The sequence below is a fragment of the SAR324 cluster bacterium genome, assembly GCA_029245725.1.
GTDB lineage: Bacteria > SAR324 > SAR324 > SAR324 > NAC60-12 > JCVI-SCAAA005.
Genome location: JAQWOT010000054.1, coordinates 1 through 12638 on the forward strand (window position 1 = coordinate 1; position 12638 = coordinate 12638).

At 50.3% G+C, this 12638-nt stretch carries 15 protein-coding genes and 1 pseudogene; 14 read left to right on the top strand and 2 right to left on the bottom strand.

What is annotated here, in order from left to right:
* From P8O70_02230 to P8O70_02270, 9 genes and pseudogenes are all read left to right on the top strand, one after another.
* A partial coding sequence (locus tag P8O70_02230) for a hypothetical protein (GenBank protein MDG2195703.1) occupies window positions 1-290 on the top strand: 290 nt, incomplete at its 5' end.
* A gap of 395 nt (window positions 291-685) precedes the next feature.
* Window positions 686-1225: pseudogene (locus P8O70_02235) on the top strand (hypothetical protein).
* Window positions 1226-1356: 131 nt separating this feature from the next.
* Window positions 1357-1761 (top strand): hypothetical protein, encoded by a 405-nt coding sequence (locus P8O70_02240; GenBank protein ID MDG2195704.1) that lies wholly within the window; start codon window positions 1357-1359, stop codon window positions 1759-1761.
* A 1-nt stretch (window position 1762) separates the two neighbouring features.
* The gene (gene lpxK, locus P8O70_02245; GenBank protein MDG2195705.1) at window positions 1763-2848 is read left to right on the top strand and encodes a tetraacyldisaccharide 4'-kinase; all 1086 of its coding nucleotides are present in this window, start codon (window positions 1763-1765) and stop codon (window positions 2846-2848) included.
* Window positions 2849-2881: 33 nt separating this feature from the next.
* Window positions 2882-3400, top strand: coding sequence for a peptide deformylase (def, locus tag P8O70_02250; protein ID MDG2195706.1), 519 nt, complete (start codon window positions 2882-2884; stop codon window positions 3398-3400).
* Window positions 3397-3840, top strand: a complete 444-nt coding sequence (locus tag P8O70_02255; GenBank protein ID MDG2195707.1) for a DUF192 domain-containing protein — start codon at window positions 3397-3399, stop codon at window positions 3838-3840. The genes def and P8O70_02255 overlap by 4 nt, the downstream gene beginning before the upstream one ends.
* A gap of 18 nt (window positions 3841-3858) precedes the next feature.
* Window positions 3859-5007, top strand: coding sequence for an AAA family ATPase (locus P8O70_02260; GenBank protein MDG2195708.1), 1149 nt, complete (start codon window positions 3859-3861; stop codon window positions 5005-5007).
* A gap of 36 nt (window positions 5008-5043) precedes the next feature.
* A complete protein-coding gene (locus P8O70_02265; GenBank protein MDG2195709.1) occupies window positions 5044-6246 on the top strand; it encodes an MFS transporter in 1203 nt (400 codons plus the stop codon).
* A gap of 32 nt (window positions 6247-6278) precedes the next feature.
* Window positions 6279-6416, top strand: coding sequence for a hypothetical protein (locus P8O70_02270; protein ID MDG2195710.1), 138 nt, complete (start codon window positions 6279-6281; stop codon window positions 6414-6416).
* A 17-nt stretch (window positions 6417-6433) separates the two neighbouring features.
* On the opposite strand, the gene P8O70_02275 is transcribed toward P8O70_02270, so the two are convergent.
* Window positions 6434-8029: an ATP-binding protein gene (locus P8O70_02275; protein ID MDG2195711.1), complete on the bottom strand. Its 1596-nt coding sequence runs from the start codon at window positions 8027-8029 to the stop codon at window positions 6434-6436.
* Window positions 8030-8049: 20 nt separating this feature from the next.
* Here P8O70_02275 and flgF point away from each other — a divergent pair, with 20 nt between their 5' ends.
* The 4 genes from flgF to P8O70_02295 are packed head-to-tail and all read left to right on the top strand — an operon-like array spanning window position 8050 to window position 11470.
* Window positions 8050-8925, top strand: coding sequence for a flagellar basal-body rod protein FlgF (gene flgF / locus P8O70_02280; GenBank protein MDG2195712.1), 876 nt, complete (start codon window positions 8050-8052; stop codon window positions 8923-8925).
* A gap of 25 nt (window positions 8926-8950) precedes the next feature.
* Window positions 8951-9739, top strand: coding sequence for a flagellar basal-body rod protein FlgG (flgG, locus tag P8O70_02285; GenBank protein MDG2195713.1), 789 nt, complete (start codon window positions 8951-8953; stop codon window positions 9737-9739).
* A 15-nt stretch (window positions 9740-9754) separates the two neighbouring features.
* On the top strand, window positions 9755-10735 hold the full coding sequence (gene flgA, locus P8O70_02290) for a flagellar basal body P-ring formation chaperone FlgA (protein ID MDG2195714.1): 981 nt from the start codon (window positions 9755-9757) through the stop codon (window positions 10733-10735).
* Window positions 10736-11470, top strand: a complete 735-nt coding sequence (locus P8O70_02295; GenBank protein ID MDG2195715.1) for a flagellar basal body L-ring protein FlgH — start codon at window positions 10736-10738, stop codon at window positions 11468-11470.
* 59 nt (window positions 11471-11529) lie between these two features.
* Here P8O70_02295 and P8O70_02300 read toward each other — a convergent pair whose 3' ends face one another.
* On the bottom strand, window positions 11530-12207 hold the full coding sequence (locus P8O70_02300) for a heme exporter protein CcmB (protein ID MDG2195716.1): 678 nt from the start codon (window positions 12205-12207) through the stop codon (window positions 11530-11532).
* Window positions 12208-12234: 27 nt separating this feature from the next.
* On the opposite strand from P8O70_02300, the gene P8O70_02305 reads away from it, so the two are divergent.
* Window positions 12235-12638, top strand: a 404-nt coding sequence (locus tag P8O70_02305) for a hypothetical protein (GenBank protein MDG2195717.1), incomplete at its 3' end; no start/stop codon positions are given.

The following is a 12638-nucleotide window of genomic DNA, read 5'->3' on the forward strand; positions in this document are numbered from 1 at the left end:
ATGATGTTCTCAAGCAACAGCTAGAAAGTCTCCGTTCTGGGCCAGCTGTACTACAGGAAGTCAATGCGTTCTGGGAGGTGGCCCAACGTCCAATTTCGCTCTGGATGGAAGGGCCAGCTGAAGGAATTACATTGCTAAATGCCACTCTTGAAAAACTAGAGCAGGCTATTGCAAAACAAATGGCTGGAGAGTCGTTGGTACCACAGGTGGCAGTTCCCAACATGCTGATGAGACCGAAACAGGAATTCAGGCGTTTTACACTGCGCTATCTGTCTGTGGTCCTCGGATGATCATGGCAGAAGGACAGTAGATTACGTTACCCAGCACAGAAGACCAACTGCGGGAATTTTTCCAGCAAGCCCTTGATTTTGTAGAGACTCAGCCCCAACCGTTGATCTTGCCAGATCGCCAGAACAATGCCTTACTGATTCGAGGAACCAAAGCACAGCTACAACTGGTGGAAGAACTGATTGTGTTGTGGGATCAACCGAGCCCTTTGATTTGCATCGAAGCACATATTTTTGAAATCATAGAGAAAATTTCTCGGGAATTGGGGCTATGCTGGTGGGGCACTGGCTTTTCTGCTGATGGGGTACGCGCTCTGGAAGGCCCAGACTTTGGTCTGAGTTGGACAGCGGGTCCTTTTGATATCAGTCGTGGTGTCCGCATTGACGCGATGCTGCGAATGCTGCAAGAGCAGGGAGAAGGTCGGGTGCTCTCGCGTCCTGTTGTGGTTACCCTGAATGGTCTTGAGGCAGAGATGAGCAGTGGCTCATTGCTGAGTGTGCGTTTGGTAAGTGATACGGACGTGAAATTACAGCAGATTCAGACTGGTGTAACGCTAAGGTTCACTCCACGTTGGATTGAACCTCGAGGCTCTGGTCAGGATGGTCATGTGCAGGTTAGTATTCATGCAGAAACAAGCACACCACTGCAGGACAATGCGATTGATGGCATTCCCCAGATCAACAGTCAGAAAGGCAGAAGTTCCTTGATGGTCTCTAATGGTTAACCCATTTTGATGGGAGGAATGATTCGCCAGCAAAGCTCTAACAGTACGCAGGGCGTCCCTTTGTTTCAGGATCTACCATTGCTGGGCCCGCTCTTTGGACTGAGAGATGATCAACAAGTGTTTGATCATGTGCTGGTCTTTGTCATCCCCACTCTTTTAGACGATGTTGCTCCTTTGAGCCTACCCAGCTTGCCAGAGTTGACACCGGAGTGAGCCAGTAAATTGCTGGAACCCTGAGATCTCCGAAGCGTATGGAGAAATTCAGAGATTGCAGCCGATGTCTTGACTGGGGTATGAATGATGGAAACTTTTCGTAACCAAGAACCTCTCTTGCACAATCATCCATGACCGAGCAACTCTTCGATTCGGAAATCTACCTGGGCCGTAAGCGTCGGGAAAGAATCTTGAGTTGGGGTTCGATGATTCTTGGGTCACTGATCTTACTGGATAGTGGAGCACCGATTCCTTTTCCCCTGGTTGGTCTCCCATCTATTCTCGTTGGTGGTGCCTTGTTTGGCTTTGGGTACTACCAATATGGCATCTATCGCCAATTACCATTGCATGAGGCTGTCCAACTAGCACGTAGTCAAAGTGGAGAGTTGAGCCGAACTGATTTGTTCCTTCAGTTGCGCCTGACTGCCAAGCAAACCGACGAAATCTTGCATGAATTAGTAAGCGCAGGACTGCTAGAACCGGTCAGTCCTGATCTGCCAGCTGAACAGGAGATGCGCTACCGTTTGCTCAAGTAAGATGCTTCCAAAACTCTCTCCTCCCTGGCTTTGGCGCAATCCATTGCTCCGCGCTGCTCTGGCTGCTCTTGCGTTTGTTTACGAAGCACTGCTGCTGCTACGCCTATGGATGTATCGTCATGGATTGATCACAACCTTTCACCCTCCTGTGCCAGTCATTGCTGTAGGAAACCTTACAGTAGGGGGCGCTGGCAAGACTCCAGTTATCGAAATGCTCATGCGTTCCCTGCAGCAGCAGCAAAGAAGAGTTGTGATTCTCAGTCGGGGTTATGGAAGGTGTTCCAAAGCGACTCTCCAACGTTTCTGTTCAACCGATGCTCCTTGGCCACTGAGCCCAAAATTATTAGGTGATGAACCGGCCTGGCTAGCTCAACGTCATCCTGAGATGCCAATCTATGTCGGATCTTCTCGAATTCGTAATGCGCGCTGGGCTTTGCTCCGTGATCGACCTGATCTGATTCTGCTGGATGATGCCTACCAACATCTTGCTGTAGCAAGAGATCTCAACCTGCTGCTAATTGATGCAGAGCGAGGCCTTGGCAATCGCCAACTCCTTCCACTGGGTGAGTTGCGTGAGCCTGAGCATCACTGGAACCGGGCTGATGCGATTCTACTGACTAAAGCCAACCTGGGTTTCTCTGATGCCTGGATGCATTTGTTGCGGCAGGAACTCAAGGTAAATCGGCCAATCTTTCGCTGTGACTATCTACCCGTCCGCTTACGAAGATTGGATGGTCAGGAAGTGAGAGATACCAAAACACTGGCTAAGGAAGTTATTTTTGCCAATTGTGGCATTGCCCAACCTGAAGGCTTCGCTCAAGTACTGCGACCTCTCTGTCAGAGCTTGGAAGAACTTTCGAGCTGGCCCGACCATCATTCCTACACTGGTGAAGACGTTCAGCGTTTGCTTTGGCTTCGGCGTAAAAGCCGTGCGCAGCGTTGGGTTACAACAGAGAAGGATGCAGTCAAACTAGCTGCCTTTGCAGAGTTGGCTGAAATCGTCTGGATTTTAGAGATGGAGGTGGTACCAGAGCCGTCTTGGCATCAGTTCTTTAGTGGCTTTTTGCAATGTCATCCGTTAAAGTGAAGCTTTTATAACTCTAATCTGGAGTAGATGCTGATGGCGCTTTTACAGGTTCATGAATTCCCAGATCCAATCCTGCAGCAGCACGCCATGCCGGTTACGGTTTTTGATGATAAATTGCGCCAACTTGCTGCGGACATGTTGGAGACCATGTATGAAGAAAGAGGCATTGGCTTGGCAGCCAACCAAGTAGCAGTCCTCAAACAAATTGTTGTGGTCGATGTGATGGCAGGAGATGAAGATCACGGCCAGCGAGAGCCCCAAGTGTTGGTCAATCCAAAGATCGTAGATGCTAGTGGAGAGACAGCAATCGAGGAAGGTTGTCTGAGTGTCCCAGAATTTCGTGCAGAAGTCCCCCGTGCTGAGAAAATCACAGTTGAATACCAAGATCTGGAGGGACAACCGCAGACATTGGAGGCAGACGGACTATTGGCCATCTGTCTACAACACGAGTTTGATCATCTACGTGGACGTCTGTTCATTGATTATCTCCCGCCACTCAAGCAACGAATGGTGAAAAAGCGGCTCGCAAAATTGGCACGGATGCCTGCATGATTCGATGGTTCGGTCTGCTCTGCTGCGGTTTGCTCCTGGTTGGATCACTGCAGGCACGCACATTCAGTTACCAAAAGGCAACGGTGATCACCCAGAGAGGTGTGGAAATCCCTGTCGAAGTCTCGGATACTCCAGCCAAACGACAACAAGGCTTGAGTGACCGTCCACAACTCAAACCAGGATGGGGCATGCTGTTCGTGTTTGAGCGTTCAGGGCGTCATGGTTTCTGGATGAAAGATATGAACTTTCCAATCGATATTCTCTGGCTACGCAATAGCCGTGTAGTTTATGTGGCAGAGAATGTACCCCCACCCTCTTCTGGTGAAACATCCGTGACCATCACCCCAGACAAGTCGGCCAATCTGGTTCTGGAACTGGACGCAGGGCAAGCTCGTGCACTCGGTCTTGCTGTTGGTAGCACCCTTGACTACCGCTGGTGAGGCGATGAGGCCTTCCCTATGAGCAAAGATTCCTTGACGGTTGTTCGTAGCAACGGTGATCGTGAACCGTTTCTGCGCGGCATCATGACACGCACTCTGACAGAGCAGGGTGTGTCCTTCGAAAAGGCCTACCTCATTACGAAGGAAGTTAAGAAGAAGCTAAGCCGACGCCGACAGATTACCTCAACAGATCTGGGACTGCTGCTGGAAAAATACCTGGAGCAGAAGCATCCTCATCTTCAGCGTAATCCTGTCAAATCAGAGCTTCCTCAACTCTGGGTACATCGTGGTGAGAGTCGTTATCCTTTTTCAAAAGGGATGCTCAGCCAGTCGATCACTTCTGCAGGGATTTCGCCAGGCAAGGCTTACCTGATTTCTCGCCAGATTGAGCAGGATCTGATCCTCTTGGGCAAAATGGAGATCAAGTCGGAGGAACTGATCCAGTTGGTGCGGCAGCAGCTGCAAGCACAGTTTAGCCCTGACATTGCTCGTACTTATGAAGTCGCCAGTCGGATCAATGATCTGCCTCATCCCGTAATTCTCTACGTCGCTGGTGCCCCAGGAACGGGAAAATCGACATTGGCCCAGGCACTTGCCAGCCGTTTAGGAATTCTCAATGTGGTGGGCACGGACAGTATCCGCGAAGTGATGCGCCTTTCTTTCAGTAAAGAGATTGTGCCAACGCTTCATGTCTCTTCCTTCGAAGCAGGCAGTCAGTTGTTTTTTGATGAAAAGAAAGCCTCACAAGAAAGAATGGTTGCAGGTTTTGTTCTGCAGTCCCAGCAGGTATGTGTGGGAATACGCGCGATGGTGCGCAGAGCGATTGCCGAAGGCACAAATTTACTGATTGAAGGAGTTCACTTACTACCGTTTCTGGTCAGGATGCCGGAGTTTGAGGGCCATGCCTACCACATCCCGCTACTGCTTCGACTTCAGGAAGGAGAAAATCATATGAATCGTTTCCGAATCCGAGGCAAGTTGCAGCAGCGTCGAGCAGAGAAACACTACCTCAAACACTTTGAGGAAATTCGTACCGTTCATGAATACTACCACCAGCAGGCCCAGCAATTTGACTTGGATCAGGTCGATAACGTGGAGTTGGACCAGACCATCCAACAATCGCTGCAAATTGTTCTCAGTAACCTGCAGGAACAACTCGCCAATTAATTCTTTCCCTTTCGTGCATACAGTTTTGTGAGTTCAGTGGCCTCTGGCCTTCCTCTAACGACAGAACAACAGGCAGTAGCCATCCGGATTATCTGGGCTGCTCGCTTGGTCGTACTGTTTCCGATGATCAGTGTCGGTATCTGGTTTGTCTACATTCCCTGGAAGGTTGCTTCGCTTAATCTGACCCCACTGGATTTCAGCAAGCTGCTGCTCTGCTTCGCCATCAGTTCCATTACCTCGACACAAATTGGAGGGCGTCGACTGATTCCTCGCTTTGGAGCGGGGCCATTGATGATTGCAGCGATGTTTTGTTTTTCCCCTTGCCTTGCACTGGCTGTCCTTGCTCCTACCTATGTTACGGTGTTGTTGGCAATTATCCCATGTGGTTTCTTCTTTGGCTTTGTTGCTCCTTCTGCCACGGCAGAAACCTTCCGGATGGAGAAGTTGACCGGCCGCTTTCTGATGCCGATGCACAGCGCCTTCTTCTCTATCGGGTCGCTAGTCGGATCGGTGGTTGGTGGAACCCTCGTACAGTTCGAGGTTTCAGCTTACTGGGTCTTTCCTGTGACTGCGGGTATTGGAATGCTTGTGAGCTTGTTACTCTGGAAGATTTGTTTGCAGGGAGAGTGTCTGGCTCGTACACAGGCACTGCCATTGCGACTACCAGATCGAAGAGTTTTGGGATTCGGTATTCTTGGTGCTCTCAGTCTGAGCACGATTGGCATTGTCCTCGATTGGTCTGCGCTTTGGTTAACACAGGATATGTTCGTACCAATGGCTTACGGAGGGGCGATTATTTTTGCATTTAGCCTAGGTGAAATTGCAGCACGATTACGTGGAGAATCGCTGATTCAGCGTTTTGGAGAAATGCGTATTGGAAGTCATGCGATGATTTTGGGAGGAGTGGTTCTACTTCCAGCTGTGCTTTCTCAAAATCCTACGCTGATCGTAGTGGTTTTCCTCTTCTTTGGCTTTGTCAGCGCTAACTTTTTCCCCACTGTGATGCGTAATGCTGCTGAGATTGACCCTGAAAATGCCGGGGTCAACATCGCAGATGTTAATACCTTGTCAATGGCAGGAATGCTCTTCGGCCCTCCATTAGTTGGTTACATTGCCGAACATTATTCACTCACCCATACGATGGCACTGCTGGCTGTCATCTGGGGTTGTAACGGAGTGGGGATGTACTTCCTGCTGAGAGCTAAACAACAGCGAACCCAGCACATCTCGATTGCCTGATTGCTACACTTCAAAATCGAAGAAACCAGATTATTTTTACAGCAGTGGTGACGTGGATTCTGCTCAAGCTGATGGATGCTTTGATTGGGCTACGGCTAGATGAAAATTCAGAGGTGGAAGGCCTGGATATTAGTTCTCATGAAGAACGAGGCTACAACTTCACCAACTGAGTTACTGCCTCTCGGGTTCAACCAAGCAATTCTTTCTCGGCGTCTTCAATGCTCTCTGGGTCCAGTGGTAGAAACAGTGTGAAGGTTGAGCCTTTGTCAATTTGGCTGCGAACCTCAACTTGCCCCTTGAGCAGGTGGGTAGTTAATTGTACCAGTGCCAGGCCCAATCCTGTACCGGCATAACTGCGGGTGACAGAACTGTCGACCTGCTGGAAAGCCTTGAAAATTTTCTCTAAGTGATCAGCAGCAATACCGACTCCGGTATCGTGTACCGCAAGTTGGAACCAGTCCCCGTTGCGACTGAGCGTAACACTGATGGTACCACCTTCTGGAGTAAACTTGATGGCGTTACCCAGCAGATTGATCAGCATCTGCCTTAACTTGTCCCGATCTAGGCGACAGGTGAATACACGACCCTGAGCAATCAGTTGACTCTGCAGTTGCTTGCGGTGCATCAGCGGTTCCAGCAGATTGAGTACTTCTTCAGCGACCTCCCTCGGGGCAAACTCGGTGAAGTGCAGTTGCATTTTTCCCGCTTCCATGCGTGACAGATCTAGCAAAGAGTTGATCATGTCCAGCAACTGTTGGCCGCTGTCTCGAATCCGACCTAGTCGATCTTGCTGATAGTTGGAGAGGGTATTCTCGTCATCATCCAGCAAGGTATCAGCAAAGCCAATGATAGCGTTGAGTGGCGTGCGCAGCTCGTGAGACATGTTCGTCAAGAATTCACTCTTGGTCTGGGAAGCTCTCTCCAACTCAGTGAAGGAATTGCGCAACTGTTGAGTCCGTTGCTGAATGGCAATCAGCATCTCTCGAAACTCCTCAGCCAATTCACCAATCTCGTCTTGCGTCGAAATCTCGATCTGTCCATCAAAATTCTCATCCTTGACCCGCCGGACAGCGTCCCGTAATTCTTGCAGTGAGCGAGCGATCTGTTCTCCAAGTAACCGGGAGAGAATCCAACCAATCAGGAAAACGGCCAGCGCAATGAAGAGGATGCGAATGTTGAGATCAATCACCTCATTGCGAATCTGCAGGGTGTTCTGCCTTGAGAAATTCGACTGCCAACGCACAATAGTGGTGATAGCGTCTTCGATGTTCGACTGTAGTGGCAGGATTTGGTTGACCATCATGTCGTTGGCCAGCAGCCAATCACTGTCACGCCGATCTGTCAGGTTGTTAGTGTTGGCAAGGGAGCGGAAGGTCAGGGCCTCAACCTGTTGTTGTAGCTCATTCAGGTTACGAATCAGCAGCCGAATATCATAGAAGGTTCGGGCTTCGACTTGGCGTTCATCCTGCCAGAGGCGTGATGTTTTGTAGAGGCGGTCCAACTCCAGCAGAGCAGGCTCAATCTCTTTATCCCAGGCATTCATCCGTCCTTCACGAAAGATACTATTGCCTGAGAGCAGCCACTCCCGTTGTGAGGAAACAGCGTGGTGTATTCCATTGTTGAGTCGAAACCAGGCTTCGGTCACAGGTGGAATCTGTGAACTGTCCTCCACCAACTCTCCCTGTTGCTGTGAAAGCAGATAGATCAGGATGTAGCCAAGCAAAGAAAGAACGGAACTGAGATAAAAGACGACCAGAATTTTATTGCGGATGCTGCCGGTCATGCCTCTCTAGGGAAAGGAGATTGGGAAAAAAGGACCTGAAGGCCCGTCCCTTGCTGGTATACGCCTTGAATGCGGAATCCTGCCTACCTCACTGCAATCGTCTGATTCGGAGCACTTTTATGAGCGGAGTCTATAGTCTGGTCAAGGCCGCCGGCGCTGTCGAGCGTAAGATGGATACGGTGTCCAACAACCTGGCCAACGTCAATACTACCGGTTTTAAAGAAGACCAACCGAGCTTCCGCGAGGTGCTTTCTAAAGCACAGCAGGTGCTGCCGGAATCGGAAGAGGAGCGATTTCTGTCCCATGAATACCTAGATCAGTATGTGGGTATGGAGAAATCTGCCGTGACCGTAGATGAAATTGGAAAAAATTTCTCGCCCGGACCCATGCAGCAAACAGACAATGCTTTGGATCTGGCTATCAACAATGAAGGTTTTTTCACCATCGACACGCCCTTTGGTCAGCGCTTTACCCGTAATGGAAACTTCCAGCTGAATAGTGAGGGCACGATCGTCACCTCAGACAACTATCCAGTATTGGGTGAGAACGGTCCCATTCAGGTGAAGGGCCAAGAAATTTTTGTAGACTATCAGGGCCGAGTCCAGGTGGATGGGCAGCTTGCTGACCGTCTGCTGACTGTCCGCTTCCGTAATCAGGACAACCTGCAGAAGCTGGGCAACTCTTTCTTCGCACCGATCAGCAGTGACGATGTGCCAATTCCTTCCGAGGAAGTTCGAGTCCAGCAGGGAATGCTGGAAGGCTCCAACGTCAACACCGTCATGGAGATGACCCGCATGATCAGCGCAAACCGCACGTACGAATCGATTCAGAAATCTTTGAGCAGCGTTGACCGGATGAACGAGCGAGCAATTAGTATTTCTCGGCTCCGGGGATAACCTTTTTATAGCGAGTTGAAGCCTTATGATGCGATCTCTTTACACTGCAGCTACCGGTATGGGAGCCCAGCAGCGCAATATTGATGTCACCGCCAACAACCTGGCCAACGTCAACACCACAGGTTTCAAAAAGAGTCGAGTACACTTCCAGGACCTGCTCTATCACAACGAACGCAACGCAGGTGTGCCAGCCTCCTTGTCCACTCAGGTTCCAGTGGGTCTTCATGTTGGACACGGTGTGAAACAAGTCTCCACGGAAAAAGTCCATGTGACTGGAAATCTGCAGAACACGGGCAACGATCTGGACATTAGTATTGATGGCGCTGGTTTCTTCCAGATTCTGCAGCCTAACGGCATCATCGCTTACTCCCGTGACGGACACTTCAACATTGATGGTCAGGGACGTCTAGTGACCAATGATGGGATGCCTGTTGACCCAGAGATCAACATTCCAGTTGATACTCGGAAAGTTGAGATCAGCAACGATGGTACGGTTTCTGTCTTCCTTCGTGATGAAACTCAACCAGAAGCCATCGGCAGTCTCCAACTTGCTCGTTTCCAGAATCCAGCAGGTCTGACACCGATTGGCAAAAATCTGTACGTCTCCACACCAGCCTCTGGTAATGCTGTTTTGGATAGCCCAGCTGCAAACGGCATGGGTGGCCTCAATCAGGGTTTCCTGGAAGGTTCCAACGTCTCGTTGGTAGAAGAGATGGTCAATATGATTACTGCCCAGCGAGCCTACGAAGTCAATTCCAAGGCGATCCAGTCTTCCGATGAGATGCTGAAGACAGCGAATGGTCTGATTCGTTGAGTATTCGGTAACTTGATGAAAAACCTGTGGCTACTGATTGGTCTGTTAATCGGATTTGTACTGCCGGTCAGTGCGGTTGAGGCGCTGAGCGAAGAAGACTTTGACAAGATTCAGGTCTTTCTCGCTGAGACATCTGCGGTGTCTGACGAAGAATATACCCTCGGTGAAATTGCGGAACTACAGGGTAACGATCCCAGCTTGGTTGATCGCATCGCTGGACTGAAGGTGGGCCGCTCTCCGCTGCCTGGTAGAAATCTGACAGTCACTCGTTCTCTACTGCTCTCCCGTCTACGTTTCCACAAGATAGACATCGACAAGTTGGTCTTCCCCAACAATGAAACCGTCAAAGTCTATCGAGCTGCGCTCAAGGTGCCTGGAAAAGATATTGAAGAAGCAGTACTGGCTTTCATCAAAAACAGGCATCCAGACGAGGACGTTCAACCCAAGCTATTGGCACAGGTCAACGATGTGTTCCTGCCGCGTGGAGAGCTGAGCTATGACATCAGTGAGATCGGAATTTACAAGAAGGAAGGGGGATATCGGAACTACCAGGTTCATTTCCGGGTTGATGGAGAATCAGCACGCAAGGTGACTGTACGGGCGTATCTGAAGGTCTACAAAGAGATCTTTGTCGCCAAGGATACGATTCAGCGAGATAAGATCATTGAAGAGACCGATCTGGTGCGAGTGCGCCGCAACGTGGACCGAACAACAGCCGATTATGTCACCGAATCCCAGGATCTGGTGGGCAAAATCGCAACCCGCACAATCAATCCGAAGGAAGTGATCCAGGAAAGGACCGTTGCCACTCCACCACTGGTCAATAGTGGAGACCGTCTGATGATTGTTTATGAAACCCCTCTGCTCCGCCTGACAGCTCCTGGTATTTCGATGTCCAAAGGACGAAGGGGTGAAAAAATTCTGGTTCGCAACGTAGATAGCAAATTGGTGGTCTACGCCACCGTGCAGGATGAGAACACGGTTCAGGTACAGTGAATGAACAAAAACAAAGTTGTTAGAACTCTGATTTTGTGGGGACTGCTGATAGTCATTGCTGGCTGTTCAGCGTTGGCACCGCCACCACCACCACAACCGATCAGGAAACAGCTGGCAGACAATTCTGCACGTCGTCAGCGTCAGCCTGCACTCAACACGAGTCGTAACGCCCTGGAAGGATCCCTTTGGCGTAGTGAGGCTTCCTTCGGTAATCTCTTCCGTGATCATCGTGCTCGCTATCGTGGAGATCTGCTCACTATTCAGGAAGTAGATTTGATCAGCAACGTACCTCCACCCAAAGAGGGAGGAGGAGATGGTGGAGAAGCTGCAGCTGCACCACAGAATGAGGTTCAAGCAGCAAGTCTGGCTCTGGAAGCGCTGACCCTGCGGAATGCGATTGAAGAAGAGCAGAATGAGATTCTACGGGGACTGAACACGATCAGCGCGCGAGTCGTTCGTGTTTACCCGGATGGAAACATGCTCATCTCTGGACAGAAAGTGGACTACCGACAGCGAAATCAGGTGCGTTATGTGACTACTGTGCAGGGAGTGCTACGTCCCGCAGATGTGAGCGGAGAAAACCTTGTTTCAGCGACGAAACTGGTAAACCCAGAAATCAAAGTTCGAAGACAACAATCTAGTGGTCTGGTCCGCGAAAGACTCGAGCAGTTAGCACCGTTGATCGGCAACGATGCTGCTGGACTAGCAGGGCGTTTGAGCGATCTCGGCAACTAAGCCAAACTTTCCAAAAAAGCCTGGGCGTTCCCACGAATCGTTCAGGCCTTTCCTTCCCCTCATTCCTCCATCACGAACTCGAATCCGAGTATCGAGACCACCAACAGCAAGACATCAAAACCCAGCAACAGGTTCCACCAGGCATCAACTTGTTCAGGACGTGTATCGAAGAACAGGTAGGCTGTCAGGTTCACCAGGCTGAGCAGTCCGGGCACCATCAACGGGAACAGCAGGATTGGCAGCAATACCTCACGTCCTTTGAGTGATGCGGTCATGGCTGTCAGCAGAGTCCCAAGCGCACTGAAGCCAACCGTGCCAGCCAACAGAATTCCAGGCACACTAGGCCAATGTTGAACTCTCAGGGGGAAGAAGAGAAAGCACAGCGCCAAAAAGAGTAACTGGGCGACCAGCAGAAAGCAGAGATTGGCTAGAAACTTACCGAGGAAGAGGACGGTACGATCCAGCGGAGCCAACAACAACCCACCAATACAACCATTCTCAGAATCCTGCTGGTAGGACTTGTTCAGGCTGAGGACCCCCGTCAACATGAAGACCACCCAGATGATTCCGGGTAGAGCCAGACGAAAAGTCCGTTGATCATCTCCCATCGCAAACTGGAAAATCAACAGCGTCAGGGTGGAGAAGAGCAGCATGGAGAGAAAATTCTCCTTGCGGCGTAAATCAATCAGCAGGTCCTTCCAAAGCAGGATCAGGATCTGGCGAAGAAAACTGGGCATCAAAGAGGGGTCCACTCAGGTTAAGACATGAGCCCCAACATGAGTGGAGGGACTGGAAGAATCAAGTTGGCTCAGGCAGCACTTTCCTTGCCACCAGAACTGGAAGAGGAGGAAGAAGAGCTGGAGTCACTGGATTTGCTTGACTCCGCCGGTTTGCTCTCTTTTGAGCTTGATTCGGTGCTACTGTCACTTTTTTTGGATTCAGTTCCACTTTCGTTATTTTTGGATTCGGTGCTACTGTCACTTTTTTTGGATTCAGTTCCACTTTCGTTATTTTTGGATTCTTTGTTACCTTCTTCAGAACTCTCTGGCTTGGCACTACCATATCCGTCCTTGTACCAACCACCGCCTTTCAAATGGAATGCGCTCTTGGAGACCTTGCGCTGCACAGGCGCCTTCTCATCACACAGGCACTGCTCCAGCGGGGCATC

What these genes read in the sequence shown, in the direction of transcription:
- lpxK (MDG2195705.1), top strand. Translation starts at nt 1,763, where the DNA reads ATGCTTCCAAAACTCTCTCCTCCCTGGCTTTGGCGCAATCCATTGCTC.
- flgA (MDG2195714.1), top strand. Translation starts at nt 9,755, where the DNA reads ATGAAAAACCTGTGGCTACTGATTGGTCTGTTAATCGGATTTGTACTG.
- flgG (MDG2195713.1), top strand. Translation starts at nt 8,951, where the DNA reads ATGATGCGATCTCTTTACACTGCAGCTACCGGTATGGGAGCCCAGCAG.
- P8O70_02295 (MDG2195715.1), top strand. Translation starts at nt 10,736, where the DNA reads ATGAACAAAAACAAAGTTGTTAGAACTCTGATTTTGTGGGGACTGCTG.
- P8O70_02260 (MDG2195708.1), top strand. Translation starts at nt 3,859, where the DNA reads ATGAGCAAAGATTCCTTGACGGTTGTTCGTAGCAACGGTGATCGTGAA.
- P8O70_02300 (MDG2195716.1), bottom strand. Translation starts at nt 12,207, where the DNA reads ATGCCCAGTTTTCTTCGCCAGATCCTGATCCTGCTTTGGAAGGACCTG.
- P8O70_02255 (MDG2195707.1), top strand. Translation starts at nt 3,397, where the DNA reads ATGATTCGATGGTTCGGTCTGCTCTGCTGCGGTTTGCTCCTGGTTGGA.
- def (MDG2195706.1), top strand. Translation starts at nt 2,882, where the DNA reads ATGGCGCTTTTACAGGTTCATGAATTCCCAGATCCAATCCTGCAGCAG.
- P8O70_02275 (MDG2195711.1), bottom strand. Translation starts at nt 8,029, where the DNA reads ATGACCGGCAGCATCCGCAATAAAATTCTGGTCGTCTTTTATCTCAGT.
- P8O70_02240 (MDG2195704.1), top strand. Translation starts at nt 1,357, where the DNA reads ATGACCGAGCAACTCTTCGATTCGGAAATCTACCTGGGCCGTAAGCGT.